Genomic DNA, 20,331 nt, shown 5'->3' on the forward strand with positions numbered 1-20,331 from the left:
ACATGAGTGTCAAGGCCGCGCTGCGGGAGCAGCGGATCGAGACGCCCTCGTGGGCGTACGGGAACTCGGGGACCCGGTTCAAGGTCTTCGCCCAGCAGGGGGTGCCGCGCACGCCGTTCGAGAAGATCGACGACGCGGCGGAGGTGCACCGGTTCACCGGCATCGCGCCCACGGTGGCGCTGCACATCCCCTGGGACAAGGTTGAGGACTACGGCGAGCTGGCCGGGTACGCGCGGGACCGCGGCGTCGAGCTGGGCACCATCAACGCCAACGTCTTCCAGGACGACGACTACCGGCTGGGCAGCGTCACGCATCCGGACGCGGCGGTGCGGCGCAAGGCGATCGGGCACCTGCTCGAATGTGTCGACATCATGGACCAGACCGGGTCGCGGGACCTGAAGCTGTGGTTCGCCGACGGGCTGAACTACCCCGGCCAGGACAATCTCAAGGCCAGGCAGGACCGGCTCGCCGAGGCACTGCACGAGACCTACCAGCGGCTGGGCGCTGATCAGCGGATGTTGTTGGAGTACAAGCTCTTCGAGCCCGCCTTCTACGCCACCGACGTGCCGGACTGGGGCACCGCGTACGCGCACTGCGTGCAACTCGGTGACCAGGCCCAGGTCGTCATCGACACCGGGCACCACGCGCCGGGCACGAACATCGAGTTCATCGTCTCGGTCCTGCTGCGCGCCGGGAAGCTGGGCGCCTTCGACTTCAACTCCCGGTTCTACGCCGACGACGACCTGATGGCCGGCGCGGCCGACCCGTTCCAGCTGTTCCGGATCATGCACGAGATCGTGCTGGCCGACGCGCTGAAACCGGCCGCGGGCATCGCGTTCATGCTCGACCAGTGCCACAACATCGAGCCGAAGATCCCGGCGATCATCCGTTCGGTGCTCAACGTGCAGGAGGCCACCGCCAAGGCGCTGCTGGTCGATGCGGAGGCGTTGTCGGCCGCGCAGCGCACCGGAGACGTGCTGGCCGCCAACGGCGCGCTGATGGATGCCTACAACACCGATGTCCGGCCACTGCTGCGCGAGCTGCGCGCGGAGCTGGGCCTGGATCCCGACCCGATGGCGGCCTACCGGCGGTCGGGCTACGCCGAGTGGATCATCCGGGAACGAGTCGGCGGCCAGGCCGCCGGATGGGGTGCGTGAGATGAACCAGGTGGCAGCGCTGCTGGGGCGGAGCAACCGGCTCGGCGCGGATCCACGCAACACCAACTACGCCGGCGGCAACACCTCCGCGAAGGACTCGGCGACCGACCCGGTCACCCAGCAGCCGGTGGAACTGTTGTGGGTCAAGGGATCCGGCGGCGACCTGGGCACGCTCACCGAGGCCGGGCTGGCCGTGCTGCGGCTGGACCGGCTGCGCGCGCTGGCCGAGGTCTACCCGGGGGTGGACCGCGAGGACGAGATGGTCGCCGCCTTCGACTACTGCCTGCACGGCAAGGGCGGCGCGGCGCCCTCGATCGACACCGCGATGCACGGCCTGGTGGACGCCGCGCACGTGGACCACCTGCACCCGGACGCGGGCATCGCCTTCGCCACCGCCGAGGACGGCGAGGAGCTGGTGCGAGCCTGCTTCGGCGACCGGGTGGTGTGGGTGCCGTGGCGGCGGCCCGGTTTCCAGCTGGGGCTGGACATCGCCGAGGTGAAGCGGGCCAACCCGCAGGCCATCGGCGTGGTCCTGGGCGGGCACGGGATCACCGCCTGGGGCGAGACCAGCCAGGAGTGCGAGGCCAACTCGCTGGAGATCATCCAGACCGCGCAGCGCTACCTCGACCAGCACGGCCGCGCCGAACCGTTCGGGCCGGTGACCCACGAACCGTTGCCAGCCAAGGAACGCCGGGTGCGGGCGGCCGAGCTGGCCCCGGTCATCCGCGGCCTGGCCGCCACCGACCACCCGCAGGTCGGTCACTTCACCGACACCGAGGTGGTGCTCGACTTCCTTTCCCGGGCAAGGCATCCCGAGCTGGCCGCACTCGGCACCTCCTGTCCCGACCACTTCCTGCGCACCAAGGTCCGGCCGATGGTGCTCGACCTGCCGCCGGCCGCGCCCCTGGACGAGGCGATCGCCCGGCTGCGCGAGCTGCACGATGCCTACCGCGCGGACTACCGGGCCTACTACGAGCGGCACGCCGAGCCGGACAGCCCGCCGATGCGCGGCGCGGACCCGGCGATCGTGCTCGTGCCCGGTGTCGGCATGTTCAGCTTCGGCAAGGACAAGCAGACCGCGCGGGTGGCCGGCGAGTTCTACCTCAACGCCATCAACGTGATGCGCGGCGCGGAGTCGGTGTCCCGGTACGCCCCGATCGAGGAACGGGAGAAGTTCCGCATCGAGTACTGGGCGCTGGAAGAGGCGAAGCTGCGCAGGCTGCCCAAGCCGAGGCCGCTGGCCACCAGGGTGGCACTGGTCACCGGTGGCGGCTCGGGCATCGGCAAGGCGATCGCCCGGCGGCTGGCCGCCGAGGGCGCGTGCGTGGTGGTCGCCGACCGCGACGGCGCGGCCGCGCGGATGGTCGCGGAGGGCATCGGCTCTGCCGACGTGGCCGTGCCGGTCACCGTCGACGTCACCGACGCGGCGGCGGTCGCCGAGGCGTTCCGCACCGCGGTGCTGGCCTTCGGCGGGGTGGACCTGGTGGTCAACAACGCCGGGCTGTCGATCTCCAAGTCGCTCGCCGAGACCACCGAGGCGGACTGGGACCTCCAGCACGACGTGATGGCCAAGGGCTCGTTCCTGGTGTCCCAGCAGGCCGCAAAGGTCATGCGCGGGCAAGGCATGGGCGGCGACCTGGTCTACATCTCCAGCAAGAACTCGGTGTTCGCCGGGCCGAACAACATCGCCTACGGCGCGGCCAAGGCCGACCAGGCGCACCAGGTGCGGCTGCTGGCCGCGGAGCTGGGCGCGGACGGCATCCGGGTCAACGGGGTCAACCCGGACGGCGTGGTGCGGGGTTCCGGCATCTTCGCCGGTGGCTGGGGCGCCCAGCGCGCGGCGGTCTACGGCGTGCCGGAGGAGGAGCTGGGCGCGTTCTACGCCCAGCGCACCCTGCTCAAGCGCGAGGTGCTGCCCGAGCACGTGGCGGCCGCGGTGTTCGCGCTCACCGGTGGCGAGCTGTCGCTGACCACCGGGCTGCACGTGCCGGTGGACGCCGGTGTGGCCGCGGCGTTCCTGCGATGAGGGTGACCGTGGCCGCGGTCGACCTCGGCGCGTCCAGCGGGCGGGTGGTCCGGGGGCTGGCCGGGGACGGCGCGCTGGCGATCGAGGAGGTGCACCGGTTCCCGAACGGGCCGGTGCGCCTGCGCGGGACCCTGCACTGGGACGTGCTCGGGCTGTACCGGGAAGTGCTCGCCGGTCTGCGCCGGGCCGGCGAGATCGACAGCATCGGCATCGACAGCTGGGCGGTGGACTACGGCCTGCTCGACGAGCGCGGGGCGCTGCTGGGCAACCCGGTGCACTACCGCGACGCGCGCACCGACGGCATCATCCCGCCGATCGACCCCGACCGGCTGTACCGGCTCAACGGCTTGCAGTTCCAGCCGTTCAACACGATGTTCCAGCTCGCCGCCGAACCGCTGCTGGCGCACGCGGCGCAGCTGCTGCTCATCCCGGACCTGCTCTCCTACTGGCTGACCGGGGAACGCGGCGCCGAGTACACCAACGCGACCACCACCGGCCTCATCGACGTCCGAAGTGGACAGTGGTCGGCGGAGCTGGCGCGCGGTCTGCCGCCGGGGCTGCTGCCCGATCTCCGCCAGCCCGGCGACCCGGCAGGCGAGCACGAGGGCGTCCCGGTCACCGCGGTCGGCTCGCACGACACCGCCTCGGCCGTGGTCGCGGTGCCCGCCGAGGGCGAGGCGTTCGCCTACATCTCCTGCGGCACCTGGTCGCTGGTCGGCGTGGAGCTGACCGCGCCGGTGCTGACCGCGGAGAGCAGGGCGGCCAACTTCACCAACGAGGGCGGGGTGGACGGCACGATCCGCTACCTGCGCAACGTCATGGGCCTGTGGCTGCTCCAGGAATGCCTGCGCTGCTGGGACACCGAACTGGAGCCGGTGCTGCGGGCGGCCGCGGGCGCGCGGGGCTCGGTGTTCGACCCGAACGACCCGGTGTTCCTGCCGCCAGGCGACATGCCCGCGCGGATCCAACGGTGGTGCCGCGAGGCGGGCGAACGGGTGCCGGAGACGCCCGGTGAGATCGCTCGGTCCATTGTGGACAGTCTCGCACTGGCCCACCGGGACGCGGTCGTGGCCGCGCAGCGGTTGTCCGGCAAGGAGGTCGCGGTCGTGCACGTGGTCGGCGGCGGCTCGCGCAACGAACTGCTGTGTCAGCTCACCGCCGACGCCTGCGGTCTCCCGGTCATCGCGGGGCCTGCCGAGGCGACCGCGCTGGGCAACGTGCTCGTGCAGGCCCGGGCCGCCGGAGCGGTGCCCGGCGCCCTGGGCGAGCTCAGAGCGCTCGTGCGGGAGACCCAGCCATTGCGGCGCTACCTCCCCCGGTGAACGCCGGGCCGGGCGCGGAGCTGGCGCGGGTGCGCAGTTTTGGCGGCAGCAGGGTCAGCGCCGGCGTCGGCAGCCCGTTCACCTTCGCCACCAGCAGGTCCACCGCCTGCCGGGCCAGCTCCTCCGCTGGCAGCCGCACCGAGGTCAGGAACAGCTGCTCGGCCAGCTCGTCCGGGCAGATGGCGACCACGGCCACGTCCTCGGGCACCCGCCGGCCCAGCGCGCGCAGGCTGCTCGCGACCCAGCCCAGCGCCGCCTCGTTGTGCACCACCAGCGCGGTCATCGCCGGTTGCGCGCGCAGCAGTGCCCGCGTGCTGATCAGCACCGACTCGTAGTCGTCCTCGGCGGGCAGCGCGGTGGAGGCGATGCCGCGGCGCATGGCCGCCGCGCCGAAACCCGCCATCGTGCGCTGCGCGTACCCGGTGTTGCGCTGGTACACCACGCTCGGCGCGCCGAGGAAGCCGATGTAGCGGTGGCCGAGGTCGGCGAGGTGATCGACGCACCGGGCGGCCGCGGCCTCGAAGTCCAGGTCAACACAGGTCAGCCCGTTGGTGGTGGCCGGATGCCCGATCAGCACGGAGGGCTGGGCGAGCTGGCGCAGCAGGGGCACCCGCTCGTCGTCCAGCTCCACGTCCATCACCAGGAACCCGTCGACCTGGGCGCTGCCCGCGATCCGCCGCAGCCCCTGCGCGCCCTGGTCCGCGGTCACCACCAGCACGTCCAGCTCGTGCCTGCGGGCCTCGGCGATCGCCGAGGCGACGAACCGCATCAGCACCGGCAGGTACGCCCCGCGACGCAACGGCAGCACCAGCGCCACCACGTTGGTCCGGCTGGTCGACAGCGCCCGCCTGCCCGCGTGCGGACGGTAGCCGAGCAGCCGGATGCTCTCGGTGACCCTGGACCGGGTCTGCGCCGAGATCGACCGCCTGCCGGTCAGCACGTACGAGACCGTGCTCGGCGCGACACCGGCGTGCCGCGCCACATCCGCGATGGTGACCACGTTGGCACCTCCGTGCGTTGAAGCGCTTCGACGACTTTCCGGCCGCTCAGCATGCACGTTCGGAACCGGAAATGTAAGCGCCGAAGGTCAGCGGTTCGACCTGTTCGACCCGGCTCCGTCGAATGACCGTCGAACGGTCACCGTCCACTTGCGACCAGAAGGATTGAATCGTTACAACAAAAGGCTACGTGCGCTGCTCCGAGGGCGTCAACCGCCGATCAGGGAAAGCGCCTTCCAGCCTATCTGGCAACGCTTTTGCCTCTTGCGCCAAGACTTGAAACGGTTCATCGTCACCAAGCGACAGCGCCGTCCGCTCCCGGAGGAACGACATGAAGCTACTCGTCGCGGCAGCACTTCTGGCCAGTGTGGTGCTCCCGGTCCCGGCGGCGCAGGCCGCGACCACGGGTTCGCCCACTGACCCGAACGTCAAGTACTTCGGCCGGTGGAACACCAGCTCCGCCAGCGCCTACACCTCCGAGTGGGCAGGCGGGTACCTGGTCGTCGGCTTCACCGGCACCACGCTGAAGCTCAAGCAGCGCAGGGCGATCGACTTCTTCGTCAGCATCGACGGCGGCCCCGACGTCTCCTACGTCAACCGCAGCGGCACGGTGGACCTCACGCCGAACAAGCTCCCGCCGGGCAGGCACACGGTGCGCGTGTCCTACCGGCCGATCGCCGGGTCCTACCGGGGTGACGCGGTGTTCCAGGGCATCACCCTGGACGCGGGCGCGACCACGTTCGCGCCGAGCGTGCCGTCGAAGATCATCGAGTTCGTCGGCGACTCGATCACCGTCGGACAGCGGTCCTCCAAGCAGGCGCTCACCGCCTACGGCTGGCTCACCGGCGAGAAGCTGAAGGCCGGGCACACCCAGATCGCGGTCGGCGGGGCCTGCCTGCACCCGGCCGCCGACGGCTGCCTGAGCATGCGCGAGGGGTTCCTGCGCACCGGCCTCGCGGCCGACGCGCCCGCGTGGAACTTCAACCGCTACCGGGCGAACGCCGTGGTGATCAACCTCGGCACCAACGACGTCGGGCACAACGTGAGCAAGGAGCAGTTCCGCTCCTCCTACGTCACGCTGCTGCGGCGGGCCCGGGAGAAGTACCCGACCGCGGCGATCTTCGCCATGGGCTCCTTCCGCAAGCGGTACCTGCCGGAGACGCAGGCGGCGGTGCGCACGCTCAACGACGGCGGCGACCGCAACGTCCACTTCGTCGGCACCGAAGGCTGGATCAACGAGGCCACCGACACCGTGGACAACGTGCACCCCAACGACCAGGGCCACCGCAAGATCGCCGACCGCCTGGCGCCGATCGTCGGCGCGAAGCTCTAGGCCGCACCCGGGAGGGTCATGGCCGTGGGCAGGCGGGCTGATCTCACGCCCGCCTGCCCACACGTCAACCGCGGATCAGCCGCCCGAGACCGAGTAGCTGTTGGTGGTGAAGTTCATGCCACCGCTGGAGGAGGTGATCTCGTAGCCGAACTGGACGTCGCCGACGGTCACGTCGCCGTACCAGCCGCGGCCGCGGATCCAGTCCAGCACCGCCTTGATGTCGACCGTGCCGGCCGAGGTGTTGGAGGTGCGCAGGAAGGAGAACACCGCGTTGCTGCCGTTGGAGCCGCGGTAGACGTCCCAGGTGTGGCCGCCGACGCTGGCCCGGACCTGGAAGGAGCCGATGGCGCCGACCGGGCCGGTCTTGTTCATCCACAGCATGATCTCGTAGGCGTTGTTGTTGGCCCAGATGTCATAGGCGGTCGCATAGGCGCCCGACCCCGGCACATTCACGTTGAAACTGCTGCGCAGGGAACCGATCGAGCTGATCCGCTTGTTGATCGCCTTGCCCGCGTGCGGGTACGACTTGACCCCGCCGGTGTTGGGGTGGTTCGCCCACACGCCCCAGTTGCTGTACGAGTTCGCCCAGATCGACTGCGCGCCCGCGCCGCCGCCCCAGACGTTGTTGCGGACGGTGTAGCCACCGTTCGACCAGGTGCCCCACTTGTCCGAGGACGACCAGGACGCCGCGGACGCGGCAGGCGCTCCCAGCGAGACGGCCAGTGCCGCGGCCACCGCCACCACGAGCGCGCGAATTAGTTTGTTCATCAACTCGTCCTTTCCGCACAGCATTGAACGGAATGCGATCCGCTGCGAAATCGAAGCGGTTCACCGGACCTTAGAGATCGAATGTGTCGAATGCAACGAAAAGTTCGTTCGACGTGCGTTCGACAGTCGAAACGGTCGATTCGACGGAAGAAAGGAGTCAGGCCTCGGTGTGGCCGGGCAGCGGTTCGGGCACGAACCGCACGACCGGCTCGGCCATGGCGTCGAGCTCTAGCACGACCACCTCGTTCTCCCCGGCGCGGACCACCGGGCCGGGCAGGTAGAGCGTGCGCTGCGGGGTGCGCGACCAGTACCGGCCGAGGCAGAAACCGTTGACCCACACCACACCCTTGCCCCAGCCCCGCGTGTCCAGGTGCAGGTCGGCCGGCTCCGGCAGGCTGAACCCGGCGCGCAGCAGCACCGGTCCGGCGACCGCGCCGGTCACCGGCGTGCGCTGCTCGCCTGCCCACACCGGCGGCGGGCAGCTGAGGTCGATCGGCAGGACCTCCCACCCGGTGAGGGGAATGCCGTTGAGCGTCGCGCCGCCGATCAGGCCCTTGGGCTCACCGATGCGCGGGCCGTAGTTGACCCGGCCCTGGTCCTCGACGAGCACCGACAGCGATCCCGTGCCGCTGCCGAGTCCGAGCACCCGCTGGTGGTGCTCGCGCAGCAGGGTGCCGACCGGCCGGTCGTCCAGGAACACCGAGGCCCGGTCCCGCACCTCGCCAAAACCGAGCACCGCGGCCCCGGGCACGTCGATCCGGGTGCGCAGCAGGGCCAGCCGCGGCGCGCCGTCGAGGTCGTCCAGGCGCGGCAGGGCGTGGTGGCGCTGCCAGGTTCCCCAGGCATCCGGGTTGTCGAACAGGTGGACCGGGTCGCCGAGCGGGGTCGCCAGCGACGGCGCGGGCGGCACCGGCGGCGGCGCGTCCGGCACCGGGTGGTACTTGGCGATCACCTCGCGGAAGGCGTGGTACTTGGCGGTCGGCCTGCCCGCCTCGTCCAGCGGGGCGTCGTAGTCGTAGGAGGTGACCGTGGGCTGGTAGACGCCCTTGTCGCTGGCGCCGCTGGTGAGCCCGAAGTTGGTGCCGCCGTGCACCAGGTAGATGTTGACCGAGGCGCCGGCGGCGAGCAGCGTGTCCAGCTCGGCGGCCGCCTCCTCCACCGGTGTGGTGTGGTGGTGCGCGCCCCAGTGGTCGAACCAGCCGACCCAGAACTCCGAGCACATCAGCGGCCCGGTCGGCTGGTGCCTGCGCAGGGTGGCCAGGCGTTCCGCGGCACGGGAACCGAACGAGGCGGTCATGTGCACGCCGTCGATCCGCCCGGCCACCATCATCTCGTCGATGGGCTGGTCCACTGTGGTCAGTGGCACGGTGATGCCCGCGTCGCTGGTGTAGTCGACCAGCGTCTTGAGGTAGACCTTGTCGCTGCCGTACGCGCCGTACTCGTTCTCGATCTGCACCAGGATCACCGGGCCGCCCCGGTGCACCTGCAACGGCGCGACGACCTCGTGCACCCGGCGCAGGTACTCGCGCACCGCGGCGAGGTAGCGGTGCTCGGTGCGGCGGATGCCGGTCTCGGGGTCGCGGAAGAGCCAGGCGGGCAGGCCGCCGTTGTCCCACTCGGCGCAGATGTAGGGGCCGGGGCGGACGATCGCGTACATGCCCGCCTCGCCGACCAGGCGCAGGAACCGGCCGAGGTCGAGCCCGCCGGTCAGGTCGAACTCCCCCGGCGTCGGCGCGTGCGCGTTCCAGGGGACGTAGGTCTCGATCGTGTTGAGCCCCATCCGCCGGGCCTTGTCGATGCGGTCGGCCCACTGCCCTGGATGCACGCGGAAGTAGTGCAGCGCACCGGAAAGGACGCGGAACGGCTGGCCGTCGAGCAGGAAGTCCTGCTCGCCGATGCGGAACTCAGGCACGCGTCACCGTCCCACCGGCCGTGGCACCCGTTGCCAGTCCACATCGGAGGCGAGGTAGAAGCCCGGGTAGGCCGGTTGGTTGTAGCCGGTCTGCTGGCGCGCCACGTCCACGCGGTACTGCCTGTCGTGCATGAGCGTGTACATCTTGTGCTTCGTCGGCTCGGTGCTGGTGAAGATCCGCAGCGCCGAGCTGTCCACGGTGCGCACCAGCATCTCCTCGCGCCAGTCGCCGAAGACGTCCGCGACCAGGGCGGGCGTGCCCTTGGTGTGGTTGTTGGTGCGCGTGCCCTCGGCGGTGAGCAGCCTGCCCCGCCGCCAGTCGTCGATGGCCGGTGTCTCCTCGATCGCGCCGCTGACCAGCTGCGTGGTCAGGTCACCGGCCCAGCGGATGCTCATGTTCGTGCCGGGAGAACGCTCCTCGACCAGCCTGCCGTCCGCGCTCCAGATGCCGACCGCGCCGGAACCGCCCGGCATCGACGCCCAGGTCTCGATGCCCGGCACGTCCGGCCGGACGTCGCCGATCATGCCGCGGCCGGTGTCGCGGCCGGAGTAGCCGCCGTACCGGGTCTCGCCGGTGGCGGCGTCCCGCATGGCGTGACCGTAAGGCGCCCACCGCCCGCCTTCGTGCACCATGTAGATCTCCAGGCCCGGCCGTTCCGGGTCGATGTCGGTGACGTGCAAGGCATCCCCGTGCCCGACCCGCGCGCGGGCGCCCGGATCCGCGCTGCCCGGCGGCAGGATCCCGGTGGAGCTGTACTTCAGGCTGCCGTCGTCATCCAGGGTCGCGCCGCCGTAGACGATCTCCTGCCTGCCGTCGCCGTCCACATCGGCCACGCTCAGCGAGTGCGCGCCCTGACCGGTCAGCTCGGCGTGGCTGGGGTTCTCGCCGTCGCGGCCGTGCGGTGCGTCGTTGAACGGGTTGCTCATCGGCGTCCAGCCGCTGTCGGCCAGCCAGCGCTGTTTGAGCCGCCTGCCGTCCCAGTCGTAGCTGGCCACCGCGGCCCGGGTGTAGTAGCCGCGGGCGAAGATCGCCGACGGGCGTCTGCCGTCGAGGTAGGCGACACCGGAGAGGAAGCGGTCCACCCGGTTGCCCGGCTCGATCCGGTTCATCGCGTAGTCGCCCCAGCGCAGCCCGTCGTCGGCCCGGCCCGGCTGGTAGCGCACCGTCTGCAGCTCGCGGCCGGTGGCGCCGTCGAAAACGGTGAGGTACTCGGGTCCGTCCAGGATGAACCCGGCGAACTCCCTGAGCTTGTTGTTCGGGCTGCGGCCCGGCGCGTAGACGTCGATGAAGTGGTCGGCCAGCGCCCTGGCGTCCTTGTCGGACAACGGGTACTGGTAGCGCGGTTCAAGGCCGAGGGCCTGTTCCAGCGTCTTCGGCCACCGCCCGGCCAGCACCTCCGGATGCCGGTCCCAGCCCCGGAACACGGTCACCAGGTGCTGGTAGTAGCCCGCGGCGCTCAGCCGGTAGTCGTCGGTGTGCCGGTAACCGGCGCGGACGTCCTCTGCTGGCAGCGTGATGTGCCGTTCGCGGCCGTCGCGGCCGGTCGACTTGGTGCCCGGCGCGGTCTTGACCATCAGCTCCGAGCGGCCGTCGCCGTCGAAGTCGTAGACCAGGAACTGGGTGTAGTGCGCGCCCGCCCGGATGTTGACCCCGAGGCTGACGCGGTTGAGCAGCGTGCCGTCGAGCCGGTAGGTGTCCAGGTGCACCGGGCCGGTGTAGCCGACCTGCGAGACGTCCTTGGCGTTGCTGGGTTCCCACTTCACCACGTACTCGTACTGCCCGTCGCCGTCCACGTCGCCGACACTCACGTCGTTGGCCAGGTAGGTGTAGCTCTCCCCGCCGGCGTCACGCCGTCGGCGGGCTTGCGCAGCGGCAGGTCGTGGAAGGAGGCGGCCCACGCGGTCACCGGTTTCGACCACCGGAGCGGCACGCCCCGCACCAGTGGCGCGACCCGGTACCGGGCGCCGGGCCGCGCGGCAGGGTCGAGGTAGGTGGTGCTCGCCGACACCGTGGCCAGCCGGGTGCCGTCGCGGTACACGGCGAACTCCGGCCCGGCCATGCCGGTGGCGGTGGCGCCGGTGACCTCCTCGCCGAGCAGCCGCCAGCTCAGCTGCACGCCCCGGTCCGTGGTGGCGGCGACCAGACCGCGGTCGAGCTGTTCCAGCCGGGGGCGGCCGGGTCCGGGTCCGGCCGCCGCGGTCGCGGGCAGCAGCAGTGCCACCGCCAGGGCCGCCGCGTGCACAGCCAATCGTCGCGAACCCACGGCGGTTCCTCCTCGCTCCGGCGACTTCCTTACCCTGCAACATGGAATGCGCTTTCCGCAACGGGTTGACGTCAGCCCGGCCGCTGCCCTAGCTTGTCTTTGAATCGATTCAACACCCACCTCACCTGATCTTCGGGCCTACACTCCGCCATGGAACCCGGAGGACAGGAGCGGCGGTGCGGCCACAGGTGAGCATTCGCGACGTGGCGACACGCGCGAAGGTGTCCGTCGGCACCGTGTCCAACGTGCTGAACCGGCCGGAGATCGTCGCGCCGGGCACCAGGGAACGGGTTCAGCACGCCATCGTCGAACTGGGTTTTGTCCGCAACGACGCCGCGCGGCAGCTGCGCTCCGGCACCCCGAAGGCCATCGGCCTGGTGGTGCTCGACGTCGGCAACCCGTTCTTCACCGATGTGGCCAGGGGCGCGGAGGAGGCGGCCAGCGAGGCGGGCCACGCGGTGGTCCTGTGCAACAGCGACGAGTCGCCGCAGCGCGAGGCCAGGCACGTCGAGCTGCTCACCGAGCAGCGCGTGCACGGCGTGCTGATCACGCCGGTGGCCACCGACCTGGCCTCGGTGCGCAGGCTGCGCGAGTGCGGGCTCTCCGTCGTGCTGGTGGACCACCCGACCACGGACCTCGGCCTGTGCTCGGTCGCGGTGGACGACCGCGCGGGCGGACGGCTCGCGGTCACCCACCTGCTCGCCGAGGGGTATGAGCGGCTGGTGATGGTCAACGGCCCCGCGCACGTGCACCAGGCGCGGGAGCGGTACCGGGGCGCGCTGGACGCCGTGCGCGCGGCACGCAGGCCGAAGAGCGTGCTGGAGGAGCTGACCATGCCCGCGCTCAACGTCGCCTCCGGGCAGCGCGCGGGCGAGCAGATCCTGGCTCGGGCCACCCGGCCGGACGCGGTGTTCTGCGCCAACGACCTGCTCGCCCTCGGCATGCTGCAAACCTTCGTGCGCACGGGTGTCCGGGTGCCGGCGGACATCGCGATCGTCGGCTACGACGACATCGACTTCGCCGCCTCGGCCGCGGTTCCACTGACCTCCGTGCGCCAGCCGAGGCAGCTCATCGGCCGCACCGCGGCGGAACTGGTGATCGCGGAAACCATGACGCCTGACGAACACGAGCACCAGCACGTGCTGTTCGCGCCGGAGCTCGTCGTGCGGGAGTCCAGCCTGCGCGCGCGGGGGCGGTGACCGCCGCTACAGCCGGATGTCGTGGCGGGAGGCGGCGTTGAGCTTGCGGCACACCTTGGCCACGTACTCCTCCACCGTGCGCCGGGAGATGAACAGGGCCTGGGCGATCTCCCGGTTGGTGCGGCCGCTGGCCACCAGGCGGGCGATGTCCTGTTCGCGCGGGGACAGCTGGCTGCCGTAGCCGCGCCGGCCCCGTGGCGAGGGCGTGGGCACGCCGATGCTGCGGATGTGGTGGCGGCAGCGGGCGGCGTCGACGGTGGCGCCGAGGGCGTCGTAGGTCTGGGCGAGCGAGCCGAGGGCGGCGGTGTCGGGCGGCGCCGCGCGCAGGGCCGCTTCGGTGAGCTGGGTGGCGCGGTAGGTCAGTCCCAGTTCGCGGTGCTGGTCGACCGCGGCCTGGTAGAGCCGTTGGGTCTCACCGCGGTCGCCGGCGGCCGCGGCCAGCCTGGCCCGGCAGGCGGTCAGCGTCGCCTCGGCGAACGGGGCGTCGGTGCCGGTCAGGCCGTCGGCCAGCTCGGCGAGCAGGTCGCGGGCGGCCTCGGGGCGCTGGCCGGCCAGGTAGCAGTCGACCGCGTGCGGCACCACCTCACCTGCCCAGACCCAGGCCCCCTTGCCGCGCAGCAGGGCCACCCCGCGCTCGGCCTGCTGCTCGGCCGCCGCGGTCTCGCCCCGGCTGAGCAGCATGGCGGCCAGGCCGCCGACCGCGGCGATCCGCACCGGGATGGTCGCCGCCGCCGGGTGTGCGCCCTCGGCGGCCTGGAACCCCGCCTCGGCGCGGGCCCAGTCGCCGCGCGCGGTGGCCAGCCAGCCGCAGGCCAGGTTCAGCTCGGTGGTGACCGGCGGCAGGTGCGCGTAGGTCCGCAGCAGCTCGGCGATCCGCTCCTCCAGCCCTGACCACTGCCCGGTGAGCCAGTCCAGCCGGACCGCGGTGGCCTCGGCGGCGCCGATCACGTACGGCGCGCCGACCCTGGCGGCGAGGGTGAGCCCGGTGCGCAGGAAGGCCCTGGCCCGCTGGTGGTGGCCGATCCAGGAGCAGGCGTCGGCCAGGTTGCAGTGCGCGCGGGCCAGGTGGCGCACCTCCTCCGGGTCGCGCACCTCGGCCGGGGCGGGCAGTCGCGCGGCGCGGTCCCAGGCGCTGGGGTCGCCCGCGATCAGCCTGCCGCCGAGGGTGGTGGCCAGCACGGCCAGGCGCAGGGCGCGGGCGGGCAGGTGGTCCAGCACGCCTTCCACCCGGTCCAGCCAGGCCTGGTGCTCGGCGAGGGGCGCGGTGTTCAGGTAGGGCACGGCCAGCACCGCCATGCCGCGCGCGATCCGGCCGGGCTGGTCGGCCAGCAGCTCGACCGCGTGCGCGATCTCCGCTTCGGCGCGGTCGGACTCGCCCGTCTGGCGGAGCAGCAGCAGGCCGAACCACAGGTGCACCTCGCCGCGCACGTCGGCGGTCAGCCGGGGGTCGGAGAGCAGGTCCTCGACCCTGGCCAGCGCCGAGGGGCTGTGCAACCCGGCCACCGCGTGGTCGCACAGCTTCATCGCCAGCCGGTTCACGTCCTCGGCGCGGGCGTCCGCATCGGAGATCACCTGGCAGAGCAGGTCGATCGCGGTGGGCACGTCCCGGCCCTCGACCGCGGCGTCGGCGGCCAGCTCGCTGTAGCGGAGCCAGTCGGCGACCAGGCCACCGGCCTTGGCGTGCGCGGCCAGCCGGGCCAGCGGCTTGCGGTCGAGCCCGGACAGCACCCGGATGGCCCGCTTGTGCAGCTCGCTGCGCCACGGGCCGGGGGTCGACTCGCGCACCGCGCGCGCGGCCATCGGCGACCGGAACCCGTAGCGGTCCGCCGATTCCTCGACCAGCACGGCCGAGCGCACGAGCATGGTCAGCTGGTCCAGATCGGCCTCGCCCGCGACCGCGGCCAGGGTGTCGGCCGACTCCGCGACGTCGAGCACCGCGGCCGCCTCGGCGAGCGCGCGGGCGGCGGGCGGCAGGCCCCGCACGCGCTCCTGGACCGCCTCCCGCACCAACGCCGGCACCCCGGTCTCGGCCAGCACCCAGCGCGCGGCCGTCTCGTCGGTGCGCACGTCCCGTTCCGGCGCGGGCAGTGCCCGCACCGTCTCCTCGACCACGAACGGGACACCGCCCGTCTCCTGCCACACCGCCTCGGCGAACGGCACGGAGGCCAGCGGCGCGCCCAGCACGGCGTTGACCATCGCGCGCACCTCCCCCGCGTCGAGCGGGCGCAGGGTGAGGTGCACCCCGGTCACCCCGGGCGGGATGCGCAGGGCGCGGCCGAGCGGGGCCTGGGCCGGAAGGTCCTCGGGCCGGTAGGTGGCCACGACGGACAGCTCCGGCGGCGGGTCGGCGAGCACGAAGCGCAGCACCTGGCGGGTCCGCTCATCCGCCCAGTGCAGGTCCTCGACCACGAGCACGGCCGGGCCCAGCGCGGCGAGCAGCTGCCGGATGGCGCGGAACACCCGGTGCCGTTCGGCCACCGGATCGCCCAGCGGCGGCGGCGCTGGCGGCAGGAGCGCGGCCAGCTCGGGCAGGTGGTCGCGCAGCGCGCCGGTCACCGGTCCCGGATCGCGCAGCCGGTCCCCGCACCGGCTGAGACAGTCCAGCAGCACGCCGTAGGGGAACGGGTCGGCCAGCGGCTGGCAGGCGGCCATCACCACCTGGGCCGGGCCACTGCGCGCGGCCAGCTCGGCGACCAGTCTGGTCTTGCCGATCCCCGCCTCACCCGCCACGAAGGCCACCGAGGGCGGGCGCGCGGTGGCGGCGCGCAGGGCGGCCAGCTCCGCGTCCCGGCCGATCAACGGCGGCGGACCGGAGCGGGTTCGCACGGCATCGTCGAGCATCCGCACTCCCGTCGTCGACCGCCAGCGTAGGTCGGCGGATCTGCCGCCATAACCCCGAATTCGGCTGGTCCGCCGGGTGCGGGCAAGTCGGGTACCCCTACGGGGACTTACCACGGTTGTTCCCCCTCCGCCGACGCCGAATGGTGATGTCCACCCACTGCGGAATGGAGGAAACCGATGCACAGGACGCGAAGAACAGCGGCCCTGCTGGCCGTCGCCGCGGTCGCGATGACCGTGACCGCGGGAGTAGCGACCGCCCAGCCGGAAGCCGCCGTCGTCCAGGCCGACGAGCACATCGCCGGGCGTTACCTGGTGGTGCTGAAGGACAGTGCCCGTGCGGCCCAGGGCCACGCGAGCACGCTCACCCAGCGCTACGGCGGGGTGGTCGCGGACACCTACTCGGCCACGCTGAACGGGTTCGCGGTCCGCGATCTGCCCGAGCGGCAGGCGAAGCTGCTGGCCGCCGACCCCTCGGTCAAGGCGGTGCACGAGGACGGCACGACCAGGGCGGTCGCCGAGGAGCAGCCGAACCCGCCGTCCTGGGGGCTGGACCAGATCGACCAGCGGACCACCAGCCTGGACAAGAAGTACACCTACCCGAACAAGGCGGACAACACCACCGCCTACGTCATCGACTCCGGGGTGCGCATCCAGCACTCGGAGTTCGAGGGCAGGGCCAGCCACGGCTACGACTTCATCGACAACGACAACGACGCCAGCGACTGCTTCTGGCACGGCACCCACGTGGCCGGCACCATCGCGGGCAAGACCGTCGGGGTGGCCAAGAAGGCCAAGGTGGTCGCGGTCCGTTCGCTGAACTGCGGCGGTTCGGGCCCGGACTCGGCCACGGTCAGCGCGCTGGAATGGGTGGCCAAGAACGGCGTCAAGCCGGGCGTGGTCAACCTCAGCCTGGTGATGGACACCGTCGGCGTCGGCGACGAGCAGGTCAAGGCGTTGGTGGCCAAGGGCTTTGTGGTCGCGGTGGCGGCGGGCAACAACGGTCAGGACGCCTGCACGGCCAGCCCCGGCCGCACCCCGGAGGCGTTCACCATCGGCTGGATCAACCAGGGCGGCGGCCGCAGCGGCAACTACGGCCGCTGTGTCGACCTGTTCGCACCTGGCGGCAACATCTACTCCACCGACCACACCGGCGCCTACCGCACCGGCAGCGGCACCTCGATGGCCTCCCCGCACGGCGCGGGCGCGGCCGCGCTGTACCTGGGCGCGAACCCGGGTGCGACCCCGCAGCAGGTCCGGGACGCGTTGGTGGACAACGCGACCCCGGACCTGGTGACCAACCCGGGGGCGGGCTCGCCGAACAAGCTGCTCTACACCGGGTTCATCGGCGGCGGCCCGACCAAGTGCGGGGTCAAGGCCAACGACGAGGACGTGTCCATTCCGGACGCCGGTGCCGCGGTCGGCAGCAGCGTCACGCAGAACTCCTGTGAGGGCAAGGCTTCCGCGACCCTGCCGGTCCGGGTGGACATCGAGCACGGCTACACCGGCGACCTCGCCATCGACCTGATCGGCCCGAGCGGAGCCACCTTCCCGCTGCACCGCGCCGGCGGCGTCGGCGAGGCGGGTGGCGTGCACCAGAGCTTCACCGTGGACGCCTCCCGCGAGGAGGCCAACGGCACCTGGCGGCTCTCCGTCCGCGATGTGCACCGCTTCGACACCGGAACCCTGACCGGGTGGTCGATCACCTTCTGAGTCCCCGCCAATCCCCTGCAAGTCGAGGAGCACCATGAGAACACCACGTCTGGTCACCGCCCTGTGCGTGGCACTGGCCGCGCTGGCCATGCCGGTGGCCGCGGCGGCCGAGCCCGCCCCGATCAGCACCGCCGCCATCCCGACCGATGAGCTCAAAGCCGGTGACGCGGGTGCGAACGTCATCAACGGGCAGCGCACCACGGTCAAGGAGAACCCCTTCGTCATCGCCGGTGTCCGCGCCGGCGGCGGCGGGCCGCAGGGCCAGTCCTGCACCGCCGCGGTGGTGGGCAAGCGCAAGATCCTCACCGCCGCGCACTGCATGATCGACGTCGGCGGGGCCAAGAGCTACATCTACGGCGACGACGACCTCACCACCGCCGGTGATGAGACCTTCCGCACCAACGTCACCTCCTTCAAGGCGCACCCGCGCTACACCGGCCCGAACTCCTGGCAGACCGGCTACGACGTCGCGGTGATCACCACCGCGGACGACCTGCCCGTGCCGGAGAGCCAGTGGGCGAAGGTGGCGGGTTCCGGCGACACCGGGCTCACCCAGCCCGGCAAGTCCGGCACCGTCTTCGGCTACGGCCGGACCACCTCCAGCGGCGGCTCGGGCGCGCTGTACAAGACCACGTTGCCGGTCAACGACGCCAAGGACTGCCAGGTGTTCAACGTCCGGGTCAACCCGGATGTGATGGTGTGCACCGGTTACGACAACGGCCGCACCGCGACCTGTAGCGGCGACAGCGGCGGTCCGTACATTGTGGACGGTGTGGTGGCCGGGGTCGTGTCCTGGGGCGCCGGCGGCTGCGACCGTTACAGCATCATGGCGCGGCTGACCAACGAGATGGGCGACTGGGCCAGGAAGGAGATCGGCGGGCAGCCCGGCGACGGCAAGTTCACCGTGGGCCTCTCGCCCTCCTCCGGCAAGGTGGAGCCCGGCAAGCACATCTCCACCAGCGTCACCAGCAAGGCCGGCGACCAGGGTGCGGAGAAGCTGGAGCTCAGCGCCGCCGGCCTGCCCGGCGGGGCCACCGCCACCTTCCAGCCGGCCTCGATCACCTCGGGTGAGGTCGCCAAGCTGACCATCGAGACCGCGACGAGCACGCCGAAGGGCACGCACAAGGTCACCGTCACGGCCAAGGGCGGCTCCGGCGCGAAGACCGCCGAGTACACCCTGACCGTCGGCGAGGGCGGCTCCACCGAGGGCCCGAAGCCCGTTGCCACCCCGAGTTCGGCCACCTCCGGGCCGGGCGGGTTCATCAACACCACGGTCGCCGTCACCGGCGGCACCGGCTCGATCACCCTCAGCGCCGAGGGCCTGCCCTCGCGGCCGATGTTCATGCCCTCGACGGTCAACCCTGGCGGCAGCTCGAAGATGAGCGTCGGCGTCCCGTTCCAGACCGGCACCTACAAGATCACCATCACCGCCACCGACAGCGCGGGCAAGTCCGGCAGCACTGAGTTCACCCTCACCGTGCGCTGACCCCCGCGGGCCGGAGCCCGTGCCGCCGCCCGCGGCACGGGCTCCTCCGCACCCGCCACGACCAGCCATCTCATCCGGATTTCAGCGCAGGCTGGGACGCTGCGCCGGTAGCACGACAGCTACCGAGATGGGGGTTCTTCGTGATCAAGAGACTCGGGCGCAGACCGGTGGCGGCGGCACTGGCCGCACTCGCCGCGGCGGGTTCGGTGCTGGCGGGCGGCACCGCGCACGCCGCCGACGGCCACGCCGACACCCAGGCGCTGCTCAACGGCTACCAGTCACACGCGGGACCGGGCGCGGCGGTGTACGCGGGCAACCGGACCGGTTCCTGGCACCTGAGCGCGGGCACCGCCTCGATCATCGGACCGGCCCGGCCGATCCGGCCGGACGAGCACTTCCGGGTGGGCAGCCAGACCAAGACCTTCACCGCCGCGGTGGTCCTGCAGCTGGTCGACGAGGGCAAGGTGGCGCTGGATGAGCCGATCGAGCGCTACCTGCCAGGTCTGGTGCAGGGCAACGGTTATGACGGCAACCGGATCACCGTGCGGCAGCTGCTCCAGCACACCGGCGGGGTGGCCAACCCGAACGTGCTGACCTACGCCCAGAACGCCGCCGGGCTGCTCAAGCCGGACGGCAGCGTGGAGCTGCGGCCTCTGGTCGAGGTCGGCCTGCGGACCTTCCCGCCGGTGGCCGAGCCGGGCGCGAAGGTGGAGTACTCCAACCTGGGTTACATGATCAACGGACTGCTGATCGAGAAGCTCACCGGTGTCTCCATCGGCGAGGCCATCACCAGCCGGATCATCAACCGGCTCGGCCTGACCAGGACCACCTTCCCCGGCCCCGGCGACCGCTCGCTGCCCGCGCCCTACCTCTCCGGCTACCGGGGTGTGCGGGCCGGTCCGTTCTTCTTCTGGACCGAGACCACCTCGGCGCCGCTCATTTCCGAGCCGTCCCTGGGCAGCCCGGCTGGCGCGGTCATCTCCTCGCTGGCCGACCTGTCGAAGTTCTACCGGGCGGTGGTGGACGGCGGGCTGTTCTCCGCGGCCACCGGTGCGGAGATGCGCCGGATCGCGACCATGCCCAACCCGTCCGACCCGCGCTGGCTCGGGGTGGGTCTCGGCGTGCAGCTGCTCTCGCTCTCCTGCGGCAACGCCTGGTTCCACAACGGCATCGCCACCTCCGGCTACACCTCGTTGACCGCGGTGACCGAGGACGGCAGGCACGCCTCGCTGATGACCAACGCCTGGGAGGCCACTTCGATCAAGCCCACCCCGGTGGACGTGATCGAGTCCGCGCTCTGCGGCAGCCGGTGAGG

14 protein-coding genes are annotated in these 20,331 nt (G+C 71.8%); 8 read left to right on the forward strand and 6 right to left on the reverse strand.

The window, feature by feature from the left end; translation table 11 throughout:
* Window positions 1-2: 2 nt before the first annotated feature.
* Genes rhaI through N8J89_RS25255 form a run of 3 tightly spaced genes read left to right on the forward strand, consistent with a single transcriptional unit; the run spans window position 3 to window position 4,505 of the window.
* Window positions 3-1,157 carry an L-rhamnose isomerase gene (gene rhaI, locus N8J89_RS25245; RefSeq protein ID WP_283659488.1) on the forward strand — a complete coding sequence of 385 codons (1,155 nt, stop codon included), beginning with the start codon at window positions 3-5 and terminating at the stop codon, window positions 1,155-1,157.
* A gap of 1 nt (window position 1,158) precedes the next feature.
* Entirely contained in the window at window positions 1,159-3,183 is a 2,025-nt protein-coding gene (locus tag N8J89_RS25250; protein WP_283659489.1) for a bifunctional aldolase/short-chain dehydrogenase, read from the forward strand.
* Window positions 3,180-4,505 carry a rhamnulokinase gene (locus N8J89_RS25255; protein ID WP_283659490.1) on the forward strand — a complete coding sequence of 442 codons (1,326 nt, stop codon included), beginning with the start codon at window positions 3,180-3,182 and terminating at the stop codon, window positions 4,503-4,505. Before N8J89_RS25250 ends, N8J89_RS25255 begins: the two co-directional genes overlap by 4 nt.
* Here the strand turns inward: N8J89_RS25255 and N8J89_RS25260 are convergent.
* Window positions 4,453-5,505, reverse strand: coding sequence for a LacI family DNA-binding transcriptional regulator (locus N8J89_RS25260; protein ID WP_283659491.1), 1,053 nt, complete (start codon window positions 5,503-5,505; stop codon window positions 4,453-4,455). The genes N8J89_RS25255 and N8J89_RS25260 overlap by 53 nt on opposite strands.
* Before the next feature lie 329 nt (window positions 5,506-5,834).
* Here N8J89_RS25260 and N8J89_RS25265 point away from each other — a divergent pair, with 329 nt between their 5' ends.
* Complete coding sequence (locus N8J89_RS25265) at window positions 5,835-6,836, forward strand: SGNH/GDSL hydrolase family protein (RefSeq protein ID WP_283659492.1); 1,002 nt, start codon at window positions 5,835-5,837, stop codon at window positions 6,834-6,836.
* A 75-nt stretch (window positions 6,837-6,911) separates the two neighbouring features.
* Here the strand turns inward: N8J89_RS25265 and N8J89_RS25270 are convergent, their stop codons facing one another.
* From N8J89_RS25270 to N8J89_RS25285, 4 genes are all read right to left on the reverse strand, one after another.
* Window positions 6,912-7,604 (reverse strand): glycoside hydrolase family 12 protein, encoded by a 693-nt coding sequence (locus tag N8J89_RS25270; RefSeq protein ID WP_283659493.1) that lies wholly within the window; start codon window positions 7,602-7,604, stop codon window positions 6,912-6,914.
* A 157-nt stretch (window positions 7,605-7,761) separates the two neighbouring features.
* A complete protein-coding gene (locus N8J89_RS25275) occupies window positions 7,762-9,516 on the reverse strand; it encodes a glycoside hydrolase family 35 protein (protein WP_283659494.1) in 1,755 nt (584 codons plus the stop codon).
* 3 nt (window positions 9,517-9,519) lie between these two features.
* Window positions 9,520-11,325: a rhamnogalacturonan lyase gene (locus N8J89_RS25280; RefSeq protein WP_283659495.1), complete on the reverse strand. Its 1,806-nt coding sequence runs from the start codon at window positions 11,323-11,325 to the stop codon at window positions 9,520-9,522.
* Window positions 11,322-11,780 (reverse strand): rhamnogalacturonan endolyase family protein, encoded by a 459-nt coding sequence (locus N8J89_RS25285; protein WP_283659496.1) that lies wholly within the window; start codon window positions 11,778-11,780, stop codon window positions 11,322-11,324. The genes N8J89_RS25280 and N8J89_RS25285 overlap by 4 nt, the downstream gene beginning before the upstream one ends.
* A gap of 194 nt (window positions 11,781-11,974) precedes the next feature.
* On the opposite strand from N8J89_RS25285, the gene N8J89_RS25290 reads away from it, so the two are divergent.
* A complete protein-coding gene (locus N8J89_RS25290; protein ID WP_502868499.1) occupies window positions 11,975-12,979 on the forward strand; it encodes a LacI family DNA-binding transcriptional regulator in 1,005 nt (334 codons plus the stop codon).
* Between the two features lie 6 nt (window positions 12,980-12,985).
* Here N8J89_RS25290 and N8J89_RS25295 read toward each other — a convergent pair whose 3' ends face one another.
* Window positions 12,986-15,820, reverse strand: a complete 2,835-nt coding sequence (locus tag N8J89_RS25295; protein ID WP_283659498.1) for an ATP-binding protein — start codon at window positions 15,818-15,820, stop codon at window positions 12,986-12,988.
* Window positions 15,821-15,997: 177 nt separating this feature from the next.
* Between N8J89_RS25295 and N8J89_RS25300 the strand changes: the two genes are divergently transcribed.
* The 3 genes from N8J89_RS25300 (at window position 15,998) to N8J89_RS25310 (ending at window position 20,329) form a co-directional block, all read left to right on the forward strand.
* The gene (locus N8J89_RS25300) at window positions 15,998-17,530 is read left to right on the forward strand and encodes a S8 family peptidase (RefSeq protein ID WP_283659499.1); all 1,533 of its coding nucleotides are present in this window, start codon (window positions 15,998-16,000) and stop codon (window positions 17,528-17,530) included.
* Between the two features lie 34 nt (window positions 17,531-17,564).
* The gene (locus N8J89_RS25305; RefSeq protein WP_283659500.1) at window positions 17,565-19,016 is read left to right on the forward strand and encodes a S1 family serine peptidase; all 1,452 of its coding nucleotides are present in this window, start codon (window positions 17,565-17,567) and stop codon (window positions 19,014-19,016) included.
* A 140-nt stretch (window positions 19,017-19,156) separates the two neighbouring features.
* Window positions 19,157-20,329: a serine hydrolase domain-containing protein gene (locus tag N8J89_RS25310; protein ID WP_283659501.1), complete on the forward strand. Its 1,173-nt coding sequence runs from the start codon at window positions 19,157-19,159 to the stop codon at window positions 20,327-20,329.
* Window positions 20,330-20,331 lie beyond the last annotated feature (2 nt).

Source organism: Crossiella sp. CA-258035 (assembly GCF_030064675.1).
Lineage (GTDB): Bacteria > Actinomycetota > Actinomycetes > Mycobacteriales > Pseudonocardiaceae > Crossiella.

Excerpts from the sequence above, each read along its gene's own strand:
- rhaI (WP_283659488.1), top strand. The coding sequence starts at position 3 with ATGAGTGTCAAGGCCGCGCTGCGGGAGCAGCGGATCGAGACGCCCTCG.
- N8J89_RS25250 (WP_283659489.1), top strand. The coding sequence starts at position 1,159 with ATGAACCAGGTGGCAGCGCTGCTGGGGCGGAGCAACCGGCTCGGCGCG.
- N8J89_RS25255 (WP_283659490.1), top strand. The coding sequence starts at position 3,180 with ATGAGGGTGACCGTGGCCGCGGTCGACCTCGGCGCGTCCAGCGGGCGG.
- N8J89_RS25265 (WP_283659492.1), top strand. The coding sequence starts at position 5,835 with ATGAAGCTACTCGTCGCGGCAGCACTTCTGGCCAGTGTGGTGCTCCCG.
- N8J89_RS25270 (WP_283659493.1), bottom strand. The coding sequence starts at position 7,604 with ATGAACAAACTAATTCGCGCGCTCGTGGTGGCGGTGGCCGCGGCACTG.
- N8J89_RS25295 (WP_283659498.1), bottom strand. The coding sequence starts at position 15,820 with ATGCTCGACGATGCCGTGCGAACCCGCTCCGGTCCGCCGCCGTTGATC.
- N8J89_RS25300 (WP_283659499.1), top strand. The coding sequence starts at position 15,998 with ATGCACAGGACGCGAAGAACAGCGGCCCTGCTGGCCGTCGCCGCGGTC.
- N8J89_RS25305 (WP_283659500.1), top strand. The coding sequence starts at position 17,565 with ATGAGAACACCACGTCTGGTCACCGCCCTGTGCGTGGCACTGGCCGCG.